The organism is Streptomyces sp. NPDC093801 (assembly GCF_040701585.1).
Lineage (GTDB): Bacteria > Actinomycetota > Actinomycetes > Streptomycetales > Streptomycetaceae > Streptomyces.
Genome location: NZ_JBFBDP010000002.1, coordinates 12,286 through 36,604, shown reverse-complemented (window position 1 = coordinate 36,604; position 24,319 = coordinate 12,286). Strand labels below are relative to the sequence as shown.

At 76.2% G+C, this 24,319-nt stretch carries 22 protein-coding genes; 8 read left to right on the top strand and 14 right to left on the bottom strand.

All coding sequences use genetic code 11. The features are described 5' to 3' along the window. Window position 1 precedes the first annotated feature (1 nt). The 3 genes from AB0469_RS01920 to AB0469_RS01910 are packed head-to-tail and all read left to right on the top strand — an operon-like array spanning window position 2 to window position 6,446. Window positions 2–2,653 carry a lantibiotic dehydratase gene (locus tag AB0469_RS01920; protein WP_366449331.1) on the top strand — a complete coding sequence of 884 codons (2,652 nt, stop codon included), beginning with the start codon at window positions 2–4 and terminating at the stop codon, window positions 2,651–2,653. Next, entirely contained in the window at window positions 2,650–4,524 is a 1,875-nt protein-coding gene (locus AB0469_RS01915) for a hypothetical protein (RefSeq protein ID WP_366449330.1), read from the top strand. Before AB0469_RS01920 ends, AB0469_RS01915 begins: the two co-directional genes overlap by 4 nt. Then, window positions 4,521–6,446, top strand: coding sequence for a TOMM precursor leader peptide-binding protein (locus AB0469_RS01910; protein ID WP_366449329.1), 1,926 nt, complete (start codon window positions 4,521–4,523; stop codon window positions 6,444–6,446). Before AB0469_RS01915 ends, AB0469_RS01910 begins: the two co-directional genes overlap by 4 nt. A gap of 28 nt (window positions 6,447–6,474) precedes the next feature. On the opposite strand, the gene AB0469_RS01905 is transcribed toward AB0469_RS01910, so the two are convergent. Next, window positions 6,475–7,632, bottom strand: coding sequence for a S8 family serine peptidase (locus AB0469_RS01905; protein WP_366449328.1), 1,158 nt, complete (start codon window positions 7,630–7,632; stop codon window positions 6,475–6,477). A 181-nt stretch (window positions 7,633–7,813) separates the two neighbouring features. Between AB0469_RS01905 and AB0469_RS01900 the strand changes: the two genes are divergently transcribed. Further along, window positions 7,814–8,404 (top strand): hypothetical protein, encoded by a 591-nt coding sequence (locus tag AB0469_RS01900; protein ID WP_366449327.1) that lies wholly within the window; start codon window positions 7,814–7,816, stop codon window positions 8,402–8,404. Between the two features lie 58 nt (window positions 8,405–8,462). Here the strand turns inward: AB0469_RS01900 and AB0469_RS01895 are convergent, their stop codons facing one another. From AB0469_RS01895 to AB0469_RS01865, 7 genes are all read right to left on the bottom strand, one after another. Continuing rightward, entirely contained in the window at window positions 8,463–10,097 is a 1,635-nt protein-coding gene (locus AB0469_RS01895) for an isovaleryl-CoA dehydrogenase (protein WP_366449326.1), read from the bottom strand. Continuing rightward, the gene (locus AB0469_RS01890; RefSeq protein WP_366449325.1) at window positions 10,081–10,695 is read right to left on the bottom strand and encodes a TetR/AcrR family transcriptional regulator; all 615 of its coding nucleotides are present in this window, start codon (window positions 10,693–10,695) and stop codon (window positions 10,081–10,083) included. Before AB0469_RS01890 ends, AB0469_RS01895 begins: the two co-directional genes overlap by 17 nt. Window positions 10,696–10,760: 65 nt before the next feature. Then, complete coding sequence (locus tag AB0469_RS01885) at window positions 10,761–11,558, bottom strand: hypothetical protein (RefSeq protein ID WP_366449324.1); 798 nt, start codon at window positions 11,556–11,558, stop codon at window positions 10,761–10,763. A gap of 8 nt (window positions 11,559–11,566) precedes the next feature. Further along, window positions 11,567–11,782 carry a hypothetical protein gene (locus AB0469_RS01880; protein WP_366449323.1) on the bottom strand — a complete coding sequence of 72 codons (216 nt, stop codon included), beginning with the start codon at window positions 11,780–11,782 and terminating at the stop codon, window positions 11,567–11,569. Window positions 11,783–11,919: 137 nt separating this feature from the next. Then, complete coding sequence (locus AB0469_RS01875) at window positions 11,920–12,897, bottom strand: hypothetical protein (RefSeq protein WP_366449322.1); 978 nt, start codon at window positions 12,895–12,897, stop codon at window positions 11,920–11,922. A gap of 184 nt (window positions 12,898–13,081) precedes the next feature. Next, window positions 13,082–13,408: a putative quinol monooxygenase gene (locus tag AB0469_RS01870; RefSeq protein ID WP_366449321.1), complete on the bottom strand. Its 327-nt coding sequence runs from the start codon at window positions 13,406–13,408 to the stop codon at window positions 13,082–13,084. 106 nt (window positions 13,409–13,514) lie between these two features. Continuing rightward, a complete protein-coding gene (locus tag AB0469_RS01865; protein WP_366449320.1) occupies window positions 13,515–14,267 on the bottom strand; it encodes an IclR family transcriptional regulator C-terminal domain-containing protein in 753 nt (250 codons plus the stop codon). Between the two features lie 116 nt (window positions 14,268–14,383). Here AB0469_RS01865 and AB0469_RS01860 point away from each other — a divergent pair, with 116 nt between their 5' ends. Next, entirely contained in the window at window positions 14,384–15,238 is an 855-nt protein-coding gene (locus tag AB0469_RS01860; RefSeq protein WP_366449319.1) for a methyltransferase domain-containing protein, read from the top strand. Here the strand turns inward: AB0469_RS01860 and AB0469_RS01855 are convergent. The 4 genes from AB0469_RS01855 to AB0469_RS01840 form a co-directional block, all read right to left on the bottom strand. Next, a complete protein-coding gene (locus AB0469_RS01855) occupies window positions 15,213–15,620 on the bottom strand; it encodes a hypothetical protein (RefSeq protein WP_366449318.1) in 408 nt (135 codons plus the stop codon). The two genes, AB0469_RS01860 and AB0469_RS01855, sit on opposite strands and share 26 nt — an antisense overlap. Before the next feature lie 184 nt (window positions 15,621–15,804). Next, complete coding sequence (locus AB0469_RS01850) at window positions 15,805–16,320, bottom strand: GNAT family N-acetyltransferase (protein WP_366449317.1); 516 nt, start codon at window positions 16,318–16,320, stop codon at window positions 15,805–15,807. Between the two features lie 35 nt (window positions 16,321–16,355). Next, a complete protein-coding gene (locus tag AB0469_RS01845; protein ID WP_366449316.1) occupies window positions 16,356–17,270 on the bottom strand; it encodes a hypothetical protein in 915 nt (304 codons plus the stop codon). Beyond that, window positions 17,267–18,679, bottom strand: a complete 1,413-nt coding sequence (locus tag AB0469_RS01840) for an AMP-binding protein (protein ID WP_366449315.1) — start codon at window positions 18,677–18,679, stop codon at window positions 17,267–17,269. The genes AB0469_RS01845 and AB0469_RS01840 overlap by 4 nt, the downstream gene beginning before the upstream one ends. 428 nt (window positions 18,680–19,107) lie before the next feature. Between AB0469_RS01840 and AB0469_RS01835 the strand changes: the two genes are divergently transcribed. Next, window positions 19,108–19,875 (top strand): helix-turn-helix domain-containing protein, encoded by a 768-nt coding sequence (locus AB0469_RS01835; RefSeq protein WP_366449314.1) that lies wholly within the window; start codon window positions 19,108–19,110, stop codon window positions 19,873–19,875. Between the two features lie 126 nt (window positions 19,876–20,001). Here the strand turns inward: AB0469_RS01835 and infA are convergent, their stop codons facing one another. Further along, a complete protein-coding gene (gene infA / locus AB0469_RS01830; protein WP_042816044.1) occupies window positions 20,002–20,226 on the bottom strand; it encodes a translation initiation factor IF-1 in 225 nt (74 codons plus the stop codon). Window positions 20,227–20,534: 308 nt separating this feature from the next. Between infA and AB0469_RS01825 the strand changes: the two genes are divergently transcribed. Further along, entirely contained in the window at window positions 20,535–21,971 is a 1,437-nt protein-coding gene (locus AB0469_RS01825) for an amidohydrolase family protein (protein ID WP_366449313.1), read from the top strand. On the opposite strand, the gene AB0469_RS01820 is transcribed toward AB0469_RS01825, so the two are convergent. Beyond that, a complete protein-coding gene (locus tag AB0469_RS01820) occupies window positions 21,968–22,735 on the bottom strand; it encodes a DNA alkylation repair protein (protein ID WP_366449312.1) in 768 nt (255 codons plus the stop codon). The genes AB0469_RS01825 and AB0469_RS01820 overlap by 4 nt on opposite strands. 205 nt (window positions 22,736–22,940) lie before the next feature. Here AB0469_RS01820 and AB0469_RS01815 point away from each other — a divergent pair, with 205 nt between their 5' ends. Continuing rightward, window positions 22,941–24,314: an MBL fold metallo-hydrolase gene (locus AB0469_RS01815; protein ID WP_366449311.1), complete on the top strand. Its 1,374-nt coding sequence runs from the start codon at window positions 22,941–22,943 to the stop codon at window positions 24,312–24,314. Window positions 24,315–24,319 lie beyond the last annotated feature (5 nt).

The following is a 24,319-nucleotide window of genomic DNA, read 5'->3' as shown; positions in this document are numbered from 1 at the left end:
CATGACAGCCCCCGCACCCGACGCCCCCGCCGTGCGCACCGCGCCCTACGTGCTGGTCCGCGCGACGACGCTCAGCCACCCCGCGCAGTCGCCGCGGGCCGCCGCCTTCCGGGAGGGGGTCGAGGAGCTGACCCGGCTGGAGGCCGCGCTCGCGGACCTCGTGCCGGAGCTGACCGACGCCCTGTACGCCAGCCGCGGCGGCCATCCCGACTCCTTCCACCGGGCGGTGGTGCTCCCCCTGCGCCGGGCCCTGCACAACGGCCGGGAGCCCCGGGCCGCCCTCCTCGGCGGGCTCGGCGACCTGCCCGGGCGGGTGCCGCCGCTGCGGGAGTGGCTGGAGCTGCGCGACCGGCTGGCCTCCGCGCGGGCCCGTGCCGCCGGTGCGGCGCCCGCGGCACTGGCGGCCGAGCGCGCCGCCCTCGCCACCCAGTGCCGCGAGCCGGCCCTCGCCCTGGCCGCCTCGGCCACGAGCGCCGAACTGCTGGCCGCCGTCGAACGGGCGGGGAGCGGGGCCGGCGGGCGGCGGGCCCGCAAGGAGGAGCCGGGGGTCCTGCGGCACGCGGTGCGTGCCGCGACCCGGACCAGTCCCGTGTCCTGGTTCACCGCGGTCGGCTGGGGCCCGCTCCCGGACGGCCCGGAGGGCAGCGGCTCCGAGTGGGGGGAGGGCGACCCGCTGGGGCCGGCCGCCAACCCCGTCCGGGTCAGCCGGAGCCTGGTGGCCGCGCTGTGCGAGGCCCTGCTGGCCGATCCGGGCAGGAGGGCCCGGCTGCCGCACCGGATGACGAGCGCACCCCGCACGGGCACCGACGGGCGGGCCGCCTTCGCCCGCAGGCGCGGCCTGTCCGGGGTCTGGCGTTTCGTCGCCGTCGCCGAGGACGAGGTCGAGGTAGCGGCGAGCGGGGCACTGGAGCGGGTCGCCGAGCTGTGCCGGACGCCCGTGACCCCCGGGGAGCTCGCGGCCGCGCTGGCCGCCCCGCCGGACCGCGCGGCCGCCCTCGCGTACGTGGAGCGGCTCGCGGACACCGGGCTGCTGGTCCCCGTGCCCCCGGTCGGCGCGCAGGACGCCGACCCGCTGGGCCGGCTCGCCGCCTGGCTGCGCGCGGGCGGGGAGAACGGCCTCGCCACCGCCCTCGACGAGATCGCGGAGGCGACGCGGACGTTCGGGTCGGCCGGACCGGGCGAGCGCGCCGCGCTGCTCGCCCTGCTGCGCGACCGCTGGGCGGGCCTGCTCGCCTCGGCCGGCCGGCCGCTGCCCCCGCACGAGCCGGCGCCCGCCCCGCTGACGGAGGACGTCGTGGCCCGGCGCCCGGTGTCCGCGGCCCGGGACCTGCTCACCGGCGAGGACCACGAGGCGCTCCACGAGCTGGCCGGCCTCGCCGAGCTGTACGACCTGGGGCACCTGGTCCGGCGGTACCTGCGCGACCGGTTCGTCGCGCGCCACGGTTCCGGCGGTGTCTGCCGTCCCGTCTGGGACTTCGGCAAGGACACCGTCGCCGCCTGGGAGGACACCGTCCGCGACGCCTCCCGCCCGCCCGGCGAAGACGGGCCGGACCCGCTGCCGAGCCGCGCGGCCGAACTCGTGGGTCTGCGGGCCGCGTTCGAGGCGGAGGTCGCGCTGGTCGCCTCCCCGGCCGGCCCGGACGACGAGGTGGTCCTGCCGCCCGGGCTCGTGCGGTCCTTCGCCGCCCGGCTGCCCGGGTGGGCCTCGGCGCGCCCGCTGTCGTACGCGCACTTCCTCCAACGGGACGTCCGGCGCGGCCTGCTGGCCCTCAACCACGTCTACGGCGGCTGGGGCCGGACCGGGAGCCGTTTCCTCTCCCTGCTCGACCCGGGCGCCGCCGGAGCGGTCGCCCGCGGGGTCGGGCGCGGGGTGGCACCCGGCTCCCGGACGGTGCAGTTCCGCCCGGTGCAGGGTTTCAACGCCAATCTCCAGCCGTGCTTCCTGCCCGAGGAGATCCTCTCGGAGGAGTCCGGCCCCACGGACGGAACGGACCCGCGGGACCCGCTGGACGACTCCGCCGTGGAGCTCGTGCACGACGAGGCCACCGACCAGGTGCGCCTGCGGCTGCGGGACACCGGCGAGCTGCTGGACGTCTTCTACCCCGGCCTGCTGGTGTCCGGGCTGCTCCCCACCCGCAGCGCGCCCCTGGCCCACGACCATCCGGAAGGCGTCGTCGACTTCGCCTCCCTGGTGCCCCGCACGGTCACCGAGGTGCCCGGCGGCCCGCTGGTGCGCACGCCCCGGCTGCGGTACCGGCACATCGTGCTGCGGCGCCGGCGCTGGAAGCTGGCCCCGGGCACGGTGGCGGCCCTGCGCGCCGAACTGGCCGCCCCGACGGCCGACGGCGCCGTCCCCTTCGGGGCCGCCGCGCGCTGGCGGGCCCTGCTGGGCGTCCCCGACCAGCTGTTCCTGCACCCGCCGCTCGCGCCGGCCCCGGCCGACGGGGAGGCGCCGGCCCGGCGGGTGCCGCCCAAACCGCAGTTCGTCGACCTCGGCAACGCCCTGCACCTGCGCTGCCTCGGCGCGTGGCTGGGCCGCCACCCCGAGGGCCTGGTACTGGAGGAGGCCCTGCCCGCGCCCGGCGGCCGGGAGCTGCCGGTGCGCGCCGTCGAGGTCGTCGTGGAGACCTACCGGGCGGGGAGCGCCTCATGAGCGCCGCGCCGGCCCACGGTTCCGCCGGTCCCGCCGGCACCGCGGAACCCGACCTCCTGCACTCCCTGGCGCGGTGGCGGCTCCGGCCCGGGGTCACCGCGAGCGTCCTCACGGGCGGCCTGCACCTGCGCGGCTGGGACGGCAGCGTCACCCTGGAGGGCAGTCCCGCGCTCCCTGCCCTCTGGCGGCTGCTGGAGGAGGCCCTCCGGACGGGTGGCGCCGCCGGACTCTCGGCCCGCGCCGCCACCGGCACGCCGGTGCGCGCCGGGCTGTGCACCCTCATCGGCCGGCTCCACGCGCACGGGATGCTGGTCGAGGAGCCCGGGCCGCCGCGGGGCGGCCCGGCAGGGGACTGGCTGTCCGACGTCTCCGACCGCCCGGCCGAGGCGGCGGCGGCGCTCGCCGGATCCCGGGTGGAGGTACGGGCCGCCGATCCGGGCGGCGCCCTGGCGGCCGCCGCGGTACGGGCCCTGGGCCGCTCCGGGATCACCGCCGAGACGGTCGCGGACCCGGCGGCGGGACGGGACGGCCGGGTGCTGATCCGTGCCTCCCGCGCCGACGGCGCCGAGTGGGCGGTCGGCGCGGCGGTCCACCCCGGCGGCGCCTTCGTCACCCCCGCCGGCGGCCCCGCCCGGGCCGCGGCGGACGCGGCGGCACTGGCGCAGCGGCTCGGACCCGGCCGGCAGCCCCTGCCCCCGGCGCCGCCGTCCGCCGCGCTCACCGCCCTGGTGGCGGGCGGGGCCGTGCAACGGCTGCTGTGCGCCCTGGCCGGTCTGCCGGATCCGGCGTCGGAGGGCGGCGAGGGCGCGGGCGGGGTCGGCGGGGCCACCGGGACCGGCGGCGCAGGCCGGGCGGGGCTCGGGAGCGGGGCGGCGGAGCCGCGGCCCGGGTTCCCGTCCGTGCTGGTCGCCGGGGAGCACCCGGCGCGGTCGGCCTACCACCCCTGGCCCGCCGGGTCCCCTGACCCGGCGCCGCCGCCGCGCACGCTCGCCGAGGCGATGGACGGCGTGGCCGCGCTCGGTGACGAGCGGCTGGGGGTGCTGGCGGCGCCGCTGGCGGGCGGTCTGCCCCAGCTGCCGGTCGCGCTGGCCCGCTGCGGGGCGCCGGGCGGCGGGGCGCTGACGGCCGGGGCCGCCCGGACCGACCTCGCCCGGCTCGACGCCGCCTGCGGTGCGGCGGAGCTGGGGTGCGGGGCGGGCCGGTCCGGGGTGGTGGTGGGTGCGGGCCCCGGTCACGCGCTGGGACGGGCGCTGCGGCGCGCCGCGCTGGGGCTCCCCGCGCCCTGGCCGGGGGCCGCGCCCGGGGACCCGTACGGGAGCGGGCATCCGCAGGCCCGCCACTGGTGGGGCGTCCTGACGCGACGCCTCGGGGTACGGGCGGAGCTGTACGTCGCCCCGCTGGACGCCGACGGCACGGCCTACCGGGCCGACGTCCGCGCGGCCGCGGGCGGGCCCGGGCGGCTGCTCGGGCGGGCGGTGGAGGCCACGGCCGGGGACGCCGCCGCCTTCGCCGCGCTGTCCGCGGTGGTGCGCTTACGGGCGCGGGCCCTGGTACCGGCCGGCCGCCACCTCACCTCGCCCGGGGGCGAGGTGTGCGTACTCGCGGCGGCAGGCGTGGAGCCCGCCCCCTGGGAGGACGAGAGCTGGGCCGCGGGCTGGTGGGCCGCCGTCGCCCGGCGCGAGGCGGCCCTGCACACCGTCCTGCGCGGGCTCACCGGGCTGCGGACGGCCGTGTGGGAGCCCGCCGGTCCCGAGGAGCGCACGCTCGGCGCCGCCCTGCGCGGCTGCGGGTTCACCGTGTTCGAGGTCCGGGGCGCCCGCGTACGCCCGGCCGCCGCCTCCGTCACCGGCGGGGAAGGAGCTCTCCGATGACCGCGTCGGCCCCACCCGTCACCGCGACCCCGCTCGGGGTGGCCCTCGCCGCACTCGGGCTGGCCGTCCTCGACGCCCCGGCCGCGCTCCGGACCACCGCCGGACGGGCCGTCGTGGTCCTGGACGACTGGGACCTGGAGGGCGCCGCCGCCCTGTCGCGGCACGCGCTGCGCCACCCGGTGGCCCTGGTCCCGGTGCGCGGCGACGGGGCGCTCACGGTGGTCGGCCCGGTGCTGCGGCCAGGCGCGGTGGGCTGCCTGTCCTGCACGGAGTACCGCCGGCTCGCCACCATCGGCGGCCGTGTCCCGTGGCACAGTCCGGGGCTGCGGCTCGCCGGCCGCCCCTCCCCCGCCCTGGTGGACGCCGTCGCGGCACTGGCCGCCGAGCTGGCGGCGGAGCCCGCCCCGCCCCCGGGGGCCGGTGCGGCCCTGCGCGTCGTGCACAGCGGCCGCGCCGGCTGGTCCGCCCACCGCTTCCGGCCGGTCGGCGGCTGCGCGGTGTGCCTGCCGCTGCCCGAGGACTCGGCGGAGGCGGCCCGGGCGCCCCGGACCTCGCTGCCGCTGCCGGATCCGGCGGTGCTGCGCGGCGCCAACGACCGCACGTCCCTCGCCGGCCTGCGGGCCGAGCTGTACGACGAGCGGTTCGGCCCGGTCCGCCGGGTGGTCCGCACCGAGGACTCCGTGCCCTGCCTCACCAGCACCTACGTCACCCAGGGGCGGGAGCTGCCCGACGGCGGCTACGGCCGCGCGGCCGACCACGACGCCGCTGAGCGGGTGGCGCTCTTCGAGGGCGTCGAGCGGCTCACCGGAATGAGCCCGCTCGGGCACCGCACCGTACTGCGGGCCCCCTACGCCGATTTGGGGCCGGAGCGGGCCCTGGACCCGGAGCGGCTGGGGCTGCCCGATCCCGCCCACCACGGCCATCCGGCCTCGGCGACCGTCCCCTACGGCCCGGACCTGGAACTGGACTGGGTGCACGGCTGGTCGCTGACCCGCGCGCGTCCGGTCGCCGTGCCCGAGCACGTCGCCTACTGGGACCCCGCCCCGGGCCGGCCGCGGGTGGTCTACGAGTGCTCCAGCGGCTGCGGTCTCGGCAACAGCCCCGAGGAGGCGGCCCTGTACGGGCTGTTCGAGGTGGCGGAGCGCGACGCGTTCCTGATGGCCTGGTACGGGCGGACCCCGCTGCGGCGGATCGCGCTGCCGGAGGACGACCCGGAGGTGCTGCACCTCGCCGACCGGGCGGAGCTGGCGGGCTACGAACTCGCGCTGCTGGACGCGACCAACGACTTCGGCGTCCCGGCGGTCGTGGCGGTCGCCCGGCACCGCGATCGGCGGTCGGCGGCGCCGCAGGTGTTCGTGGCGGCCGGGGCCCACCACGACCCGCGTGCGGCGATCCGCTCCGCCGCCGTGGAGGCGGTGACGAACGTGTTCAACGCCGCCCAGCGGCTGCGGGCGGAACCCGCGACCTGCGATCCGCGCCGGCTGCGGCCGATGCTGGAGCGCCCGGACCTCGTCGTCACCCTGTCCGACCACACCGCCCTGTACGCGCTGCCGGAGGCCCGGCCGAGGCTGGACCCCCTGTTCGCGGGCGACGACCGGCCGACGCCCTGGCGGGAGGCCTGGCCGGGTGCTCCGGAGCCGGTGGCGGACCTGGCCGGGCTGCTGGAGGCGACGGTGCGGCGGCTGGCCGGGGAAGGTCTGGAGGTGGTCGTGGTCGGGCAGGACGAGGCGGGTGTCCGCGAGAGGCTCGGCCTGTACGCGGCGAAGGCCGTGGTGCCCGGGGCGCTGCCGATGACGTTCGGCCACGTCAACCGGCGCACGCTGGGGCTGCCCCGGCTGCTGGAGGTCCCCCACCGGCTGGGCCGCGCCCCGGCCCCGCTGCGGCACGCGGAACTCCCGCTCCACCCGCATCCGTTCCCCTAGGGAGTGCGGGGTGCGGGGTGCGGAGTGCCTAGAGGCCGGAGATGTTGAGCAGGCGGTTCGGCGTGCCCGCCGGGACGGCCGTCAGGACGTCCCGGTCGGCCCGGCCGGTGAGCCAGGTGCGGACCTGTGCCGGCGTGGCGGCCGGGTGCGCCGAGAGGTAGAGGGCCACGGCGCCGGTGACGTGCGGGGTGGCCCAGGAGGTGGCGGCGGAGTCGCTGGTGACGGTGGAGCCGCCCGCGGCCGCGGAGGTGATCCGGTCTCCGGGTGCGTACAGGTCCACGCAGGACCCGTGTCCGGAGCCGAAGCTCTCGGTGTCCTGCCAGTGTCGGTCGTCGGCGGTGGAAGCGGCCACCACGACGGCGCCGTGGGCGCCGGCCGGCGAGTGCGTGCAGGCGTCGTCGTCGAAGTTGCCCGCCGCGACGACGGCCGGGATCCCGGACTCGACCAGGTGCTGCACGGCGGCGTCGAGGGCGGGCGAGCGGGTCGTGAGGTTGAGGGACATGTTGACGACGGCCGGGCGGTGGGCGTGGGCCGTCACCCACTCGACGGCCTTGATGATCGAGTCCTCCGGCGCCGGGGCACCCGTGCCCGGCCCGCTGCTGCCGCCCTCCTCGCAGCCGATGGCCTGCACGCGCACGAGCCGGGCCCCGGGGGCGACGCCGTAGGTGCGGCCCCCGATGATCCCGGCCACGAACGTGCCGTGGCCCAGTCCGTCCCCGCCGGAGCAGTCCCCGGTGTCGGGTGCCCCGACGAAGTCGGCGCCGGCGGTGGCGCGGCCCGCGAACTCGGCGTGCTCGACGTCCATGCCGGTGTCCAGCACGTAGACGTGGACCCCGCGGCCGTCGGCGCCCGCCGCGAAGCGTCCGTCGAGGGGACGGGTGCGCTGGTCGAGCCGGTCCAGGTTCCACGGGACGCCCGTGCGCACGACGGGGGCGGCCCCGGTGTGCCCGGCCGGTGCGGGGGTGGCCGGCGTGCCCCCCGCGGGGCCGCCGGACGGGTGCGTCGCGGCGGACGGTCCGCCGGCGGACGGCGGGTGGGCGGAGGGGGAGGCGTGCGCGGTCCCGGCTCCGCCGGCGGGCCGTTCGGGCCCCCCGGGCTCCGGGTCCCCGGACGGGTGGCAGGCCGAGAGTCCCAGGGCCATCGCCACCGCGGTGACCAGCACCGCGTTGCGGTACGCGCGTCCCATGTCCCGTCCCCCGTCCCCCTGGGGCCGCCGCCCGGGCTGCCCGTCGTCAAGGGCCCAGACGCCCGGCCGGGGGCGCCCGGTTGCAACCGGAGGCGATTGGATCTTGGCGCTCGTCTCGTGTAGAACACATCACCGATCGGACGTGATCACAACATTTTTCAGCCACATCGGGGGAATTGACATGTCGTCGACTCGACGCATCATCGGAACGTTCGCGCTGGTCGCGGCCCTCGGATCGGTCGCGGCCTGCGGCCCCGAGGACACTTCGGGCTCGGCCGGTACGGGCGGGTCCGCCGGCGGCGGCAGCTCGTCGAGCGCCGGTTCGGCCGGCTCCGGCGCCGCCGCGAAGCCCTCGGCCAAGGCTCCGGCCGGCGGGGCGTCCGCGGGCTCCGCCGCGCCCGGCGGCGACTGCGGGCAGCCGCCGAAGCTGCCGGCCGGCCACAAGATGGTCGAACCCGTCGCGCCGCCGTCCAAGGGCTCGATGTCCGCGAAGGACGCCCAGCCGACCTGCACGCCCAACGACTGGATCTACCACGGCCAGGGCGAGGCGAAGTACTACACCTTCACCGGCGGTGAGGTGAAGGCGGAGCTGGCCACCGGTTCCGGCTCCACCAAGACGGTCCCGGTCGGCGAGCTGTGGATGCACGCGGGCGACTGCATGACGAACCCGTCCGCCGTGAAGGCCCCGTACAGCTGCTCGGGGAACATCTACGACATCACGGTCGACGGCGAGGGCAAGATCGCCACGATCAAGGAGGTCTGGCACCCGTAGCGGGGCGGGTGGAGCGCGGGGTCCGGCGGCGGGTGCGCCGCCGGACCCGGCGCACGGCTCAGACGGCGGGCGTCCGGGCCCGGTCGAGGACGGCCGCGGTGTCCACTCCCGTCGGCAGGGTCCCGTAGGCGCCGCCGTGCCCGCCGCCCAGCCGGGACGCGCAGAACGCGTCGGCGACCGCCGCCGGGGCGTGCCGCACCAGGAGCGAGGCCTGGAGGGCCAGGGCCATCGTCTCGGCCAGCTGCCGGGCCCGGTACTCGGCCTCGGCGGGGTCGGCGAGCTGCTTGTGCAGCCCGGCCACCGCCGCGTCCAGGTGCCGGTCGGCCCCGGCCGCCCGGCCCACCTCGGCGAAGAAGGCCTCGACGGTCTCCGGCTGGCGGGCCATGGCCCGCAGCGCGTCCAGGGCGGCCACGTTGCCCGAGCCCTCCCAGATGGACGACAGCGGCGCCTCCCGGTAGAGCCGGGGCATGCCCGAGTCCTCGACGTAGCCGTTGCCGCCGAGGCATTCGAGGGCTTCGGCGGCGTGCGCGGGAGCCCGCTTGCACACCCAGTACTTCGTCACGGCCAGGCCCAGGCGGCGCAGCAGCGCCTCGTCCGAGTCGCCGCGCGCGACCCGGTCGGTGGCCCCCGCCAGGCGCATGGCGACGGCCGTCGCGGCCTCGGACTCCAGGGCGAGGTCGGTCAGGACGTTGCGCATCAGGGGCTGGTCGATCAGGTTCCGGCCGAACACCCGCCGGTGGGTGGCGTGGTGGACGGCCCGGACCAGGCCGAGCCGCATGCCCGAGGCCCCGCCCAGGACGCAGTCGAGGCGGGTCGTGTTGACCATCTCGATGATGGTCGCCACTCCGCGCCCCTCCTCGCCCACCAGCCAGCCGAACGCCTCGTCGTACTCGATCTCGGAGGAGGCGTTGGAGCGGTTGCCCAGCTTGTCCTTGAGGCGCTGGAGCAGCAGCCGGTTGCGGGTGCCGTCGGGCAGGACCCGCGGCAGCAGGAAGCAGGACAGCCCGCCCGGGGCCTGCGCCAGGGTCAGGAAGACGTCCGACATCGGCGCCGAGGTGAACCACTTGTGGCCGGTCAGCCGGTACGTGCCGTCCCCGGCCGGCACGGCGGTCGTGGTGTTGGCGCGGACGTCCGATCCGCCCTGCTTCTCCGTCATCGACATGCCGGCGATCAGCCCGCGCTTGGTGTCGGGCCGGCGCAGCCCGAAGTCGTAGGTGCGGGAGGCGAGCAGCGGCTCCAGCCACTCGGCGAGGGCGGGCGCCGCGCGCAGCGCCGGTACGGAGGCGTACGTCATGGACACCGGGCAGGTGTGGCCCGCCTCGACCTGGCTCCAGACGATGAACTTCGCGGCGCGGGCGACGTGCGCGCCGGGCTCGTCCTGCGCCCAGGGGGCCGCGTGCAGCCCGTGGGAGACGGCGGTGTCCATCAGCTCGTGCCAGTACGGGTGGAACTCGACCTCGTCGACGCGGTGGCCGTAGCGGTCGTGGGTGTGCAGGACGGGCTCGTTCTCGTTGGCCAGCCGGCCCCACTCGGCGGCCTGCTCGGACCCGGCGAGGACGCCGAGGCGGTGGAGCTCGGGGGCGGCCCAGGCTGCTCCCTCGCGGCCGAGGGCCTCCAGCAGGGCGGGGTCGGCGGCCGCGTCGTAACCGTGGTGCGGCGGAACCTGGTTGGTGACCTCATGCGTCTGCGGCATCGTGTCCTCCAAGGGCACGCAGGGTGAAGGTGATCAGGCCCGGGATGACCGCGCCGGGGGCCGCGTCGCCGTCGGCGAGCGGTCCCACGAGCGCCTCGGCGATCGCGCCGACCAGGGCGGCGGCGGTGAGCTCGGGTGCCTGCGGCGGGAGTTCGCCGTCGGCCACACCGGCGGCGACCTGCGCCGCGAACACGTCGCGGAACGCCCGCCGGAAGACGAGGCGTTCGGTGTCCACGGCCGGGTCGGCCGGCTCCGCGAGCAGGGCGAAGGCCCGCCGGGGCGCCTGGAGCGCGCGCGAGGCGAAGGTCTCGACGGCCGCGGCCACCCGCTGCGCGGCGCTCCCGGGGCGGTCCGCCGCGGCGGTCACCGCCTCCACCTCCCGTGCCACGAGGGTCCGGAAGAGGGCGGCGGCCAGCTCGGACTTGCCGGAGAACGACTGGTAGACGCTCCCGGTGGAGATGCCGGCCTCGGCGGCGATCGCGGCGACGGAACAGCCGGCGTACCCCTCCCGCGAGAGCAGGCGGACGGCGGCTTCCAGGACCCGGTCGCGACGGGCGTCGAGACGGGCCTGCACGGCGGGTGGGCGACGGTAGGGCATGGGAAGGATTGAAGCAGTGATTCACCGCTTCACACCAGACCCGGGCAGGCTTCGGTCCCGCCGGATCAGCGGCGGCGGTAGAGGGTGACGGCGTCTCCGTGGCCGAGCCAGCGGACGGTGAGCGGGCAGACCTCCCGGGCCACCCAGTGGCGCTCCAGCTCGGCGAAGAAGCCCGCGTCGGCGCACATCCCGCCCGGCCCCTCACCGGCGTACAGGAAGGTGTCCCCGCGGTAGGCGCGCAGGGCCTCCGCGGCCATGGGATCCGCGGGCGGAGGCCAGACGATCAGCAGGGCGCGGCCCGGGTGCCGTCGTACGGCGTCCACCGCCCCGAGCCCCTGGACGTCGGCGTACCGGAAGCCGTGCGTGAAGCCGTTGGCCTCCACCCCGTGCAGATCGGTGGCCAGCACGTCGACTCCGCCGAGGGAGAGCTGCCGCGCCCAGTAGCCGGAGCCGGCCCCGACCTCCAGCAGGGCCGCACCGCCGAGGGCCCCGCGGATCCAGTCGACCACGGAGGCGGTGACCAGCGCCCAGCTGTACAGTCCCGCGAGGTCCCGCCGCCGCAGCATCAGCGCGGCCGCGCCGCGCTCCCCCGGCAGGTGGTCGAAGACCTCGACCACCCGGCCGTGGGGACCGCGGGAGCGCAGGGCGGGGTACCACAGCAGCGGCACCAGCTGCGGATGCCGGTCCGCGTGCAGGACGTCGCCCTCGGGGAGCAGCTCGCCGAGGGCCCGGAACGGGTACCCCCAGCCCGGGAACCCCACCGTCGGGGCGGCGTCCCACATCGCCTGCAGCCGGGTGGAGAGCTCGACCAGCCTCTCCACCACGGGCGGTCCGGCCGGGGCCGCGGCCCCGCGGTCGTCCATCTCGGGGTTCAGCCGATGGCGATGTGCTCGACCACGGCCAGCTCGCCGTCGGCGGGAGCGGGGGCGGGGTCGACGGGCGCGGAGAGCATCCCCATGTGGGCGACGACGCTGATCGCGCCCTTGTCGTCCGCGCCGCCCGGGTTGGCGGCGCCGGCGGTGGCCGCTCCGGCGAGGGCGGCGACGGCGGCCGCGACGACGGCGGCGTTGCGGGTGGTCGGGTTCATGCGGGGTCCCCCTGGACGTGATGCGCGACGGGTCGTCGCGAACTGGCGTACGACAACCACCCTACTCGCAGGCCCGGTTGAATCGATCATGACCGTTGTCACCCACGCCCCGAGGGGGTACGGGCGCCGGGTCGCCGTCAGGCGCAGGTGACGGTCACCCGGCCGCTGCCGCCGTTGCCGGAGACGGCGATCGTGAACCGGTTGTTCGGGGGCTGCTGTTCGGCCCGGCCGCCGAGCGTGATCACCTGTGAGGCGTCGGCGGCGAGGGAGCCTCCGGAGGGACTGGCGGTGACCCCGGCCGGCAACTGCCCGAGCGACCAGGTCAGCTTCCCGCCACCGCTGTTGCGGACCAGCAGGGTGGCCGGCCATTCGCCGTTCGCGCAGAACTCCCGCACGCCGGACGGACTCAGCGACAGCACGGGGCCGGCGGCCGGAGGGGGCGCGCTCGACTGCTCCGGCGGCGCCGGCCGGGTCGTCCGGCCGGGTGAGGGGGCGGCGCCGCTCCGGGTGGGCGGGGTGGAGGCGGTGGGCGTCGGCGAGGCGGGCTCGCGCGCGGCCGGGGTGCTCGGGCCGGCGCCGGCTGCCGGGGCGCCGCCGTCGGAGGAGGCCGAAGGGGCGCCGCCGGAGGTGCCGGCCGAGGCGGCGGCGGTGGGGGTGGCGGCCGCCTGCGGGGTGGGGGTGGCCGGGTCGTGGCCGAGCTGCCGGCCCACGAGGAACCCGCCCACGGCCAGCACCATGACACCGCCGATGACCAGCGCCATCGTCTTCGGCTTCTTCTTGGCCCGCTTCTGACGCGCCTTCGTGTCCGGGTGTCCGGTACGCCCTCCCTGGACGATGATCCCCTTGCCGACCGCCCGGGGGTCGTCCTGCTTGGGACCGATGGCCCGCGGGTCGTCCTGCTTGGGACCGATGGCCCGCGGGTCGTCCTGCTTCGGACCGATCGCCCGGGAGCCGTCCGGCCCGGAAGCCGTGCGGCCGCCCTGGACGATGATGCCGTCGCGGCCCGGGGCCGGGTCGGTGAACCCTCCCCCGGTGTCCGGGGTGGTCCCGTGGGACGGGACCGACGGGTCGTTCTCCGGACGCGGCACGTCCGGTCCCCCTCTGGCGTCGCTCATGGCTCGACATCCCCCTCCGGTCAGCTGCTGGACGGTCGGATCGACCGCCGTCGCCACGGAAGCGACCGTGGCGACGGGGCAGTTACCACTCAGCCAGTTTTCGGCCAGGGGGTCCATCCCCACGACGCGACGACAGCGTCCCGATCCCGTACCGGAACGGGCCGGGCGGGGCCGGGCCCGGGGGTCAGTCGCGGGGCGACAGTTCGGCCATGGCGCTCCAGCCCTGGCCGGGGACCTCGACGTGGATGATCTCCGGGGTGGTGGCGATGGCTCGGGAGAGGGTTTCCATGCCGGCCTTGAAATGGTCCGACGCGACGTGCGCGGCGCCGGCCTCGGCGTCGGTGAACGCCTCCAGCAGGGTGTACTTGTTGGGGTCGTCCACGCTGCGGGACCAGTCGTAGAAGAGGTTGCCCGGCTCGGACCGGGTGGCGCGGGTGAAGTCGTCGACGAGCGTGAGCCAGTTGTCGCTGTGCTCCGGGCGGACGTCGAACCTGACGGCGATGAAGATCATGCGGCCAGCCTGGCACGCGGGGCGGGCCGGCGCACGCCCGACGCCCGGCATTCCGGCAGGGCCGGAATCCGGGTGCGGTCCCGGCGGGGCGGCCGCCCGGACACCCTCAGATCCGGCCCGCGGCCGCCTCCGCGAGCGCGGTGCGGATCTCCTCCGGGCGTCGGCGGAACTCCTCCGCGGGCACCGACACCGACAGTGCGTGCACCGCGTCCGGCTCGTCCCCCGGCGCCCCGCCGGTCCGGGGCAGGGCGACCCCCACGCAGGTCCACGCCGGGTCCGCCTCCCCCACGGACACCGCGAAGCCCGCCGCGCGCACCCGCAGCAGCTCCGCCTCCAGGGCCTCCGCGCTGGTGATCGTCGCCGGGGTCAGCCGGGCCATCCCGTGCTCGGCGAGGTAGCGCCGCCGCGCCCGCGGGGTCAGCCGGGCGAGGAGCGCCTTGCCGTGGGCGGTGGCGTGCGCACGGGTCTCACGGCCGGGGGCGAACGGGTTCGCGGTGTCCGTCACGGGGGCCGTGGTGTCCACGACGGTGATCACCCCGCCCCGGTACGCCGTGTAGTACGCCTCGCCGCCGGTCGCCCGCCGCAGCCGGGCGAGGAGGTCGGCCATCCCCGGGGCCGGGGCCAGCTGGTGCAGGAAGCTGCGGTGCAGCCGGGGCAGCGCGGGCCCCAGTGCGTACCCCTGGGCCGTCCGCGCCAGGTAGCCGCGCTCGGTGAGCGGCCCCAGGAGGTGGTAGGCGGTGGACAGCGAACAGCCCGCGCGTCGGGCCAGCGCCTTGGCACTGACCGGGCCGGGCGCGGCGGCCACCGCGTCGACGAGGGCCAGCGCGCGGTCGAGGGACTGCGGACCGGTGTGCGGCATGGTGCTGGTGGTTCCCCGTGGTGGGCGGCAGGACGGGCTCCAGCCTACGCCGGGCACGCCGGGGCACCGTCGACAGACCGTCACCGTACGGACACACTGGGCTCGGAGGTGCACACATGACCCAAGCCGACCGGCCCGGCGAGATGCGGGCCGCCGTACGCGAGACGTACGGTCCCGCCGACCTCAGTGCGGTCCCCGTCTTCGCGGGTGGCTTCATCAACTTCGGCTACTGGCGGCCGGAGGACCTCGACGGCCCGCCCAGCGTCGACGACCGGATCCGCAGCCAGCAGGACCTGTACCGGCGGGTGCTGGACACCGCCGGCCCCCTCGGCGGCGGGGAGTTGCTGGAGGTCGGCTGCGGGCTGGGGGTGGGCTGCGCCCTGGCCGTCGGGGAGTACGGCCCCGCCCGGGTCACCGGCATGGACATCCATCCCCAGCAGCTGGACCGGGCCCGCCGGGCCAACGCCGGCCTGCTGGACGGGCCCGGGCCCGAGCGGCTCCGGCTGGTGCGCGGGGCCGCCGAGGAGATGCCGTTCGGGGACGGCGAGTTCGACTGCGTCTACAGCGTGGAGGCCGCCCAGCACTTCGACGACCTGGAGCGGTTCGCAGCGGAGACCGCCCGGGTCCTGCGGCCGGGCGGCCGGGCCGCCGTGACCAGCTTCTTCGCGGCGGACCCCGGGGCCGCTCCCCGGCTGGCGGAGCTGCTGGACACCTTCGCGGACGGGCTGGACATCGCCCGCCCGCCCTCCGAACTGACGGACGCCCTGGCCCGGTCGGGGCTGACGGGGGTGCGCTGCGAGTCGATCGGCCCCTCGGTGTGGCCGGGCTGGGACCACTGGCTGTCCGCCCAGTGGAAACCGGGCACCTGGCCGAGGAACTTCCTGCGGGCCTGGGAGCAGGGCCTGCTCGACTACTACGTGATCACCGCCACCCGGCAGCGGGCGGTCAGGCCCGCCGCCGCCGGCGGCTGATCACGACGACGAGGGCGATGACGGCGGCCACGACCAGCAGGACGAACAGCACGCCCACCACCAGCGCGGCGGTGCCCAGCTTCCCGAGGAAGCCCTTCTTCTTTTTCTTGGACTTCTTCTTCCCGTCCTTCGACACGCCCTTCGAGACGCCCTGCGAGACGTCCTTCGACGCGGCCGCCGCGAGGGTGTGCCCCGCCGGGGCGTTCGCCCCGCCGACGGATCCGGCCGCCGCTCCGGCCGGGGCCGCGGCCGCCGCCGCGCTGTGGGCCGGTCCGGACCGCTGGGCCGCGGGGGCCTGCGCCGCGCCGGCGGGCAGCGGGGCCAGGAACAGCCCTGCCATCAGCAATACCGGAACCACCCTGGCCATCACGTTCGTCCTCACACCGCTCTCCCTGTCCTCGACACCCGGTACGGGCCCCCTCCATGCCGGGTTCTCGTACCCCCGGGCGCGGCGCGTACGCACGATCCGGCCATCCTCGGGTGCCGGGCGGCAGGAAGCAACCTCCTGCGCGGGCGGCCGCGGGGCGCCGGGTCCCCGGCCGTCGGCCCGTCCTCCTCCCGTGGGCTCAGAGCCGGCGCCGGTAGCGGAGTTCGGTGAGGGCGGCCCCGTCGTAGTCGTCGTCCCGGGTCGCGCCGTCGGGCCGGTAGCCGGCCCGCTCGTAGAAGCGCCTGGCCCGTTCGTTGCCGTCGAGGACCCAGAGGACGGAGTCCGTGAAACCCCCGTCGCGCATCCGGGCGTGGGCCTCGTCCAGGAGGCTCCGGCCGATGCCCGTGCCGATCAGGTCCGGGGTGACGTAGAGGGCGTAGACCTCGCCCGCCGCAGCCCGGTCGGGCAGTTCCTCCCGGCAGGGCCCCAGGCAGATCCACCCCACCGGGCCGCCGTCGCCGGAGGCCACGAGGTCCTGCGAGGTCCGGCCGGGCCGGGAGAACCACTCCCGGCGCCGCTGGGCATCGTCCTCGACCGTCATGGCGTCCAGGTGGGTCCGGGGGATCAGGCCGGCGTACGCCGCCTGCCACCCCCGGACGCGGATCGTCGAGACGGCCTCGATGTCGGCCCGGTCCATGGCGCGTATCCGTGTCATCGCGAAACCGTATCCCCGCAGCGGCCGGATCCGGCTCAGCCTGCGGCCGGGGCCCGGTCGGCGCGGGCAGGCCGCTGTGCCGGGGTTCCCCTGCGGTCGCGGCGGAACACGATCTCGGCCATCCGGCGCTCCGGGCCGCGGCGGCGCAGGAACAGGTGGCCGAGGAAGGCGGCCGGGCCGAAGAAGACCTGGGCGGGGATCACCGCCGGGGCGTGCCCGGTGACCGCGCCGACGATGTGCAGGGTGGCCACCGGGGCCACCGCACCGAAGAGCAGGACCAGCGCGATCCCGGTGCGCAGCCCCGCCTTCCCGTACGCCTTGTACGCGGTGGTGGTGAAGAGGGCGTAGGCCAGCAGGTCGCCCATGCCGACCACGGCGCCGAGGTCCTCCCCGATGCGCAGTCCGGCCGCGGGGGCGAACGGATAGCCCTGGACGGCCTCGGACAGTTCCTCGGTCAGGGGGACGACCCAGGCGAAGAACGCGTCGTAGAGGGTGAGCGCGAGGAGGAACCACGCGACGTTCCTCAGCCGCATCCCGCCCTGCACGTTGAGGTTGGTGGCGGAGACCACGACCAGGCCGACGACGCAGCTGTTGGCGATCCAGTACGGCGCGGCGAGCTCGCCGAAGGCCAGGTGGGCGACGAACACGCCGGCGATCAATACGGCGATCAGCGCCCAGCGCAGCCGTCCGTTGCCGATGACGGGCTGGTAGCCGACGGACAGGCCGCCCGCGAAGACGAGGGCGAGCACGGCCGGGAGGACAGCGCCGGGCAGCGCGAGGTAGACATACGGCAGCGCCAGGACGAAGCCCATGATCACGAAGATGTCGCGGCCGTCGAAGACGCCGACCGGCGGCCTGGCCGCGCGTACGGTACGGAAGTAGGTGACCGCTCCGGCGCACACCGCGAGCGCCAGGGAGATGGTGACCGCCAGCTGGAAGAAGACCGTCATGCGGGGCTCCGGGTGAAAGTGTGCTCCAACAGGTCGCAGCGGAGGGGGAAGCGCCGCGCGGCCTCCTCGTCGCCGAGCGGCAGGACCGTGACGTCCGCCTCGATGTCCTGGGCCCGCAGCCGCTCGGTCACTTCGGCGGCGGTGGCCTCCTTGGCTGCGACCTCCACGTGGAGTCGGCCGCCGGCCCCGACGGCTGCCCGGTGGCGCAGCGGGAACGGCAGCCCGGGGGTGCCGTCCAGCGCCTCCACGATCTCGCGCGGGGTGACGACGCCGTCGCTGGTGCGGTGCAGTTGGCCCGCCTTGCCGAGGATGTAGGAGACCGCGGGCACCATCGCCAGTTCGCAGTCCGGCTCTTCCTCCAGGGCGCGGACCACGTCACCGGTGTTGTACCGCAGGACGGGCATGCACTCCCGGTAGGGGTAGTACGGCGTGACCGTCAGCTCGCCGAGCCTGCCTGGTGCGGCGGGCTCACCCGTCTCCAGGTCGAGCACCTCCGTGTACCCCATGTTGGGATCGATGTGCAGATGGCGCCGGCTACAGGTACGGCCGCCGACGGGCAGCAGCTCGGTCATGCCGAAGGCGTCGCCGACGACCTTGGCCCCGAACGTCTCGCGCAAGGCGTCCATCAGGTTCCGCGACAGCATCTCCCCGCCGCCGTAGATCGCCCGCAGCCCGAAGTCGTCGGGTCCGTAGCCGCTTTGGCGTGCGGCGGTCACCAGCTGGCCCAAGTAGCTGGGGGCGCCGGTGAGTATGGTGGGCTGGGTGCCGTTCCGGCCGAGGAGGTGCTCGATGGACTCGTCCGGCGGGATCTGCCCCACGACATGGCACGACGCGTTGGCGAGCCGGCACACCGCGACGTCCTCCTGTACGGCGGCCGTCGCCCTGGAGCTGAGGTTGATCTGCATCCGGTCGCCGGGGCCGAGTTCGCCGCGCAGGACGAGGGACAGCGCGATCAGCGCAGGCCAGAGTTCCATCTCGTAGCGGGAGAGCCAGATCTGAACGGGACGGCCGGTGGTGCCGGTCGTCTGCGTCGCCAGGTACGGGGGGCTGCACAGGAAGTCGGCGGGACGTTCGATCAGGTCGGCCTTGCGCGTGACCGGGATGCGGGTGAGCGTCTCGGTGGTCAGCCCCGCGAGGTCCACTCCGGCGAGCCGCTCGCGGTAGAAGGGCGAGCGCTTGGCGAGTTTGCGCACGGTCCGCTGGAGCGCGCGGTTCTGCAATTCCCGGCGCTCGTCCGGGTCGGTGAACGGCCCGTCGGCCAGTTCGTCGACGTCGTCGCCCAGCGAGCCGAACTCCTCAAGCGTGGCAAGGGCGTCGGCGACCAGCCGCTCCACGGTCCGTGCGCTCAGCCGTCGGCCGAACACCATGGACAGCGCCACCCGTACCTGCCGGACACCGGTCTCCAGCACTCATGCCTCCCTTAGGCGTAGCGAGGGGGTGGGGGCGGAATCCGCCCCCACCCCCTCTTTGCGGCTCTACGTCAGCTGACGGAGCAGTAGGAGAAGAAGACCGACGTCATGGCACCCATGACGTACTTGAACTGCTTGGCGCTCGTCTTGATGGCGCTCATGTGAGCCTCCTCAGGTGTGCTGTGGGCCGACGGCCGCTGGACTCCCGGTGGAGCCGCAACGTTCCGTCGCTTGACGGAGAACACAGTGGCGCGATTGCGCAGGGCGAGCAATGATCGGGTCCATTCAGCGGACCGGAGGGTGACGGGAACCATACCGACACCCCAACTGACCTGGTCCGAACGGGGAATTGTGGGGTTCGTCCGCTCGATGGACCCCTGCATGAGAGGGGGACCCTCATGGCGCGATCCGGCGCAGAGGGACGCGGCGTGCTGGAAGGCGCGTTCGCCTTGATGGAGGTACTGGCACACGACGACGAGGTCGGGTTGACGCGGCTGGCGACCGATGCCGCGCTGCCCAAGGCCACCGCCCACCGGCTGCTCGGGCAGCTGGTCGCCCTGGGCGCGGTGCAGAGCCACGAGGGCCGTTACCGGCTGGGCCCGCGGACGTTCCGGCTGGGGCAGGCCTGGCATCCGGCGCGGGCGCTGCGGGCCGCCTCGGCCCAGCCGCTGCGGGAGCTCGCGGCGGTCGGCGGAGGCGGGGTGAGCCTGAGCCTGTCGGTGCCCGAAGCGGGGCAGATCGCCGTCGTCGGGGGCATGCGGGGCGAGGTGGACGAGGTCTTCCCGCTGCGCTCCGGGGTCGTGCTGCCGCCCGGCAGTGCGGCCGAACTGATCCTGGCGGCGTCGGCCCCGGGAGCGGAGCGGCCGGCGGGGTGGACGGAGGCCGCCTGGGTGCGGGAGGTGGCCGGGATCCGTGAGCGGGGGCTCGCGTTCGACTACCAGCAGTGCGTGGATGCGCTGTCGTGCGTGGCGGCTCCGGTCTTCTCGGCGTCCGGGCAGGTGGTGGCCGCCGTGGCGGCGACCGCCCTGGACGCGAAGCTGATCCCCCCGCTGTGCGACGCCGTCGGCCGCGCGGCGTCGATGATCAGCACCAGGCTGGCCCGTCTGCCGGACCCCGCGTCGAGGCCCCGCCGGACGGGACCGCCGGTGGGCCGGACCGTGCCGGGCCTCGCGGTTCCGGCCGAGCAGAGCCGCTGAGGCGGCCGGGCGGGCCGGACCCGCGCACGCCCTGAGGAGGGCCGCCTCCCCCACCGGGGAGGCGGCCGTTCCGCGGTGGACGGCGCCGGTCCGGCGGTCCCGTGCGGGCCGGCACGGCCCCGCCGCTCAGGTGCGGTAGCGGTAGACGATCCGGCCGCGCGTCAGGTCGTAGGGGCTCAGTTCCACGAGCACCCGGTCCTCGGGAAGGATCTTGATGTAGTTCTTGCGGATCTTCCCGCTGATGTGCGCGAGCGCTTGGTGCCCGTTCTGGAGCTGCACGGTGAAGGTCGCGTTGCGCAGGCACTCGACCACGGTGCCTTCGACCTCGATGCCCTTGGCGGTTCTCGGCAATGTCTCTCGATTCTCGATTTCGGTGGAGGCTCGGCACACTACGCGGGGACCGGCTCCCGCCCAACCCGTTTTCCGCGGGCGGGCGGTCTCCACCCACTCCTCCCCCCGCGCCGCCGCACCCGGCCGCACGGGACAGGGGGGCGCCCGGTGGCGCGGCACGGGCCCGATTCGGAAAAAGTTTTCCACTCACGTCTATCGAATGGCCGTCCGATGGGCATGCTGCGTGTGATCTCCCGCCCGGTCCGGCGCTCCGTCAGTGCGTCCCGCCCGGGCGGCCTTCCGTTCTGAGCCCCGGGAGGTAACACGCCATGCAGTCGGTCCCCACTCCGCCGCCGGCCCCCACCCGTCGCGGTCTCCTCGCCGGCCTCGGCCTGGCCGCCGCCGCACCGCTCGCCCTGGCCGCCGCCCCCCGCCCCGAGCTGCGCGACCGGCCCACCGCCCCGCCCGCCCCGCCCGCCCGGGACGCCCGCGCGGTCCTGCTCCGCGGGGCCTCCCTGGTACTCACCATGGACCCCGCCGTCGGCAGCGGCCCGCTCGGCGCCCTGGAGCACGCCGACGTGCTGATGCGCGGCGGCGCCGTCGCCGCCGTGGGCACGGCGCTGCCGACGCCGCCCGGCACCCGGGTGGTGGAGGCCTCGGGCAAGCTGGTCATGCCGGGGTTCGTCGACACCCACAACCACCTCTGGCAGGCGATGATCCGCGGCGGCTGCACCGACCGGGACCTGTTCGGCTGGTTCCGGGCGTGCACCGACCCCCAGCGCGGCCGGCTGACCCCCGGGGCCCTCCACAGCTTCGTCCGGCTCGCCGCGCTCGACGCCCTGCAGTCGGGCGTGACCACGCTGGTGGACTGGGTGGACATCTTCTCGTACGACCTGATCGAGAGCTACGTACGGGCGCTGGCCGGCACGGGGCTGCGGTTCGCGTACGCCATGTACCCGCCGGCGCCCGACGGGGTGCTGGCCGCCAAGGTCAAACGGGAGCTCGTCGACCCGGTGCCGCTGGGCTCCTTCCAGATCGCCACCCACGCGGCCCGGGCGGCCGAGTCGGACAACCGCGCCCACTGGGAGACCGCGCAGGAGCTGGGGGTCATGCTCAACTCCCACGTCCTGGAACGCCCCGAGCAGCGCGCCGACGATCCCGTCGGCGTCCTCGCCGACATCGGCGCCCTGGGCCCCCGGCTCCTGATGAACCACGCGGTCCACCTCACGGACGCGGAGATCGCCGCCGTCGCCGCGCACGACGTGCGGCTGGCCCACTGCCCGCTCAGCAACATGCGGCTGGCCTCCGGCATCATGCGGCTGTCCGAACTCGGGCGCTGCGGCGTCAAGGTGGGGCTCGGCCTGGACGGCGGGACGAACGACACCTCGGACTTCCACGCCCTGATGAAGGCCGCCATCGGACTGCAGCGCGTGCGCACGACCGAGTCCGGGGTCTTCCCGCAGGTGCACGACGTCCTGCGGATGGCCACCCTGGGCGGCGCCGAGGTCATCTGCCTGGCGGACCGGGTGGGCTCCCTGACCCCGGGCAAGCGGGCGGACCTGCTGGTCATCGACCCGGCCGCCCTGAACTTCGCCCCGCGCTTCGACTGGACCGGCCAGCTCGTCTTCAACGGGCGCCCCGAGAACGTCGACGCCGTGTTCGTGGAGGGGCGGGCCCTGAAGTTCGGCGGCCGGCTGGTCGACGTCGACACGGCCCGGGTGGTGCGGGAGGCCGAGGCCGCGGCCACCCGGCTGCGCTCGGCCTAGGCAGGCGGATCCGCCCGGGCCGGCGGGGCCGTCCGGTCCTGCGCCGGGGCCGGGAGGCGGCGCAGGGCCTCCTTGCGGGTGAGCGGGGCGACGCGGGTTCCGTGCCGCCCCAGCCAGTCCAGGACGAACCCGGGGTCACGGGTGGACAGTTCGCGCAGCACCCAGCCCAGGGCCTTGCGGATGAAGAACTCCCGCTCGTCGACGAGGGCGTCCGCGTAGCGCGTGAGGCGGGCGGTGTCGGGGCGGCCGGCGCGGATCGCGGGCAGCAGGGCCAGGAGCGCCGTGCGGCGGAGCCAGAAGTCGGGGTCCGCGGCCCAGCGGTCCAGGGCCTCCCCCGCGGCCGGGTCGCGCAGGGCGACGGCGCCGGCGCAGTGCACGGCCAGCGGGTCGACGAGGGCCCAGGTGCGGCACTCGCGCAGCAGGGCCTCGACGGCCGGGAGGTGCGCGGCGTCCAGGGCCCGCGCGTACTGCACCAGCAGTTCGACGGCCGCCCAGCGGTACTCGTACACGGTGCGGCCCGCGCCGTCGGGGACGGACCACAGCTCCGCGGCCAGCGCGAGGACGCAGGGGGCCGGCCGCGCTCCGAGCCCCCGGCGGGTACGGGTGACCGCGCGCCGCATGTCGGGCACGGCGACGCCCAGGTGGTGGAGGTCGCTGCGCAGGTAGGCGCGCTGCCGTGCGGCGCGGTCCGGGTCCGCCGCGGCCGACAGGGCGGCCCGGATCTCCCGCGCCGCACCCTGCGGGTCCTCGCCGTCCGCCCTCATCGCCGCTCCTCATGTGCCCGACCGGTGCCGCCGATCGTATGCCCGCGGAGCCGGATGCGGGCCCCGCACACCCCGCCCGGAAGGGGGCGACCCTGGCCCGAAAATACCCCTGGGGGTATCTGTGCTACCGTCGAAGACATACCCCGGGGGGTAATTTTTCGCAGGGCGCGCACAGTGCGCCGCAGTCACAGGAAGGGAGCAGGCCGTGTTCTTCGTCGACACGATCGAGGTGTCCGGGCTCGGCAACCGGAGCTATCTGGCCGGCGGGGAGGCGACGGCGGTCGCCGTGGACCCGCCGCGCGACGTGGACCGGCTGATCGCTGCGGCGGCCCGGCGCGGGGTGCGCATCTCGCACGTCGTGGAGACCCACGTGCACAACGACTACGTGAGCGGCGGCCCGGAGCTCGCCCGGCTCACCGGCGCCGCCTACCTGGTGCCGGCCGCGGCCCGGATCGCGCACCCGCACGTCCCGGTGCACGACGGGGACCGCGTCGAGGTCGACACGGGTGCGGGGCTGACCCTGCGCGCGCTGGCCACCCCCGGCCACACCCCGCACCACACCTCGTACGTGCTGGAGGAGGCCGGCGCGTCCGTCGCGGTGTTCACCGGCGGCTCCCTGCTGATCGGTTCCGTGGGGCGGCCCGACCTCGTCGAGCCGCGCCTGACCCGGGGACTGGCCCGGGCGCAGTACGCGTCCGCGCACCGGCTGGCCGCCGAACTGCCCGAGGAGACCCCGGTGCTGCCCACGCACGGCTTCGGCAGTTTCTGCTCGTCCTCGCAGGCGGAGGGCGGCGACACCACGACCATCGGCAGGGAGAAGGCTTCCAACGGAGCGTTCACCCGCGACGTGGAGAGCTTCGTCGCCGACCTCCTGGCGGGGCTGGACGACATCCCCGCGTACTACGCCCACATGGGGCCGGTCAACGCCGCCGGGCCCGCCCCGGTCGACCTGACCCCGCCCGCGGTGGCCGACGCAGACGAGATCGCGGCGCGTCTGGCGGCGGGCGAGTGGGTGGTGGACCTGCGCCACCGCGTCGCCTTCGCGGAAGGGCACGTCGCCGGCTCGCTGAACTTCGAGGCCGAGGGGCAGCTCGCCACGTACCTGGCCTGGCTGATCCCGTGGGGCAAGCCGGTCACCCTGCTCGCCGGGTCGGCCGCACAGCTGGCCGCCGCGCAGCGCGAGCTCGTCCGGGTCGGCATCGACCGCCCCGCCGCCGCGGCCACCGGCGCACCCGCGGACTGGCTGCGCCCGGGCGAGGCGCCGGCCTCGTTCCCGCGGGCGACCTTCGCCGAGCTCGCCGACCGGCGGCGCGCTGCGCCGGGCTTCGTCGTCCTCGACGTACGCCGGGACTCGGAGCGCCGGGAGGGGCACATCGAGGGCTCGTTCCACATCCCGCTCCACACCCTGCCCCGGCGCCTCGGCCGGCTGCCGGAGGGCGAGGTGTGGGTGCACTGCGCGGGCGGCATGCGCGCGGCGATCGCCGCCTCCCTGCTGGACGCCGCCGGCCGCGAGGTCGTCGCGGTGGACGACTCCTTCGAGGCGGCCGAGCGGGCCGGACTGGTCGTACGGCGGTCCTGACCGCC

What these genes read in the sequence shown, in the direction of transcription:
- AB0469_RS01905 (WP_366449328.1), bottom strand. Translation starts at nt 7,632, where the DNA reads ATGGGACGCGCGTACCGCAACGCGGTGCTGGTCACCGCGGTGGCGATG.
- AB0469_RS01885 (WP_366449324.1), bottom strand. Translation starts at nt 11,558, where the DNA reads ATGGACGACCGCGGGGCCGCGGCCCCGGCCGGACCGCCCGTGGTGGAG.
- AB0469_RS01895 (WP_366449326.1), bottom strand. Translation starts at nt 10,097, where the DNA reads ATGCCGCAGACGCATGAGGTCACCAACCAGGTTCCGCCGCACCACGGT.
- AB0469_RS01860 (WP_366449319.1), top strand. Translation starts at nt 14,384, where the DNA reads ATGACCCAAGCCGACCGGCCCGGCGAGATGCGGGCCGCCGTACGCGAG.
- AB0469_RS01825 (WP_366449313.1), top strand. Translation starts at nt 20,535, where the DNA reads ATGCAGTCGGTCCCCACTCCGCCGCCGGCCCCCACCCGTCGCGGTCTC.
- AB0469_RS01870 (WP_366449321.1), bottom strand. Translation starts at nt 13,408, where the DNA reads ATGATCTTCATCGCCGTCAGGTTCGACGTCCGCCCGGAGCACAGCGAC.
- AB0469_RS01845 (WP_366449316.1), bottom strand. Translation starts at nt 17,270, where the DNA reads ATGACGGTCTTCTTCCAGCTGGCGGTCACCATCTCCCTGGCGCTCGCG.
- AB0469_RS01850 (WP_366449317.1), bottom strand. Translation starts at nt 16,320, where the DNA reads ATGACACGGATACGCGCCATGGACCGGGCCGACATCGAGGCCGTCTCG.
- AB0469_RS01920 (WP_366449331.1), top strand. Translation starts at nt 2, where the DNA reads ATGACAGCCCCCGCACCCGACGCCCCCGCCGTGCGCACCGCGCCCTAC.
- AB0469_RS01820 (WP_366449312.1), bottom strand. Translation starts at nt 22,735, where the DNA reads ATGAGGGCGGACGGCGAGGACCCGCAGGGTGCGGCGCGGGAGATCCGG.
- AB0469_RS01915 (WP_366449330.1), top strand. Translation starts at nt 2,650, where the DNA reads ATGAGCGCCGCGCCGGCCCACGGTTCCGCCGGTCCCGCCGGCACCGCG.
- AB0469_RS01890 (WP_366449325.1), bottom strand. Translation starts at nt 10,695, where the DNA reads ATGCCCTACCGTCGCCCACCCGCCGTGCAGGCCCGTCTCGACGCCCGT.
- AB0469_RS01865 (WP_366449320.1), bottom strand. Translation starts at nt 14,267, where the DNA reads ATGCCGCACACCGGTCCGCAGTCCCTCGACCGCGCGCTGGCCCTCGTC.
- AB0469_RS01900 (WP_366449327.1), top strand. Translation starts at nt 7,814, where the DNA reads ATGTCGTCGACTCGACGCATCATCGGAACGTTCGCGCTGGTCGCGGCC.
- AB0469_RS01875 (WP_366449322.1), bottom strand. Translation starts at nt 12,897, where the DNA reads ATGAGCGACGCCAGAGGGGGACCGGACGTGCCGCGTCCGGAGAACGAC.
- AB0469_RS01910 (WP_366449329.1), top strand. Translation starts at nt 4,521, where the DNA reads ATGACCGCGTCGGCCCCACCCGTCACCGCGACCCCGCTCGGGGTGGCC.
- AB0469_RS01880 (WP_366449323.1), bottom strand. Translation starts at nt 11,782, where the DNA reads ATGAACCCGACCACCCGCAACGCCGCCGTCGTCGCGGCCGCCGTCGCC.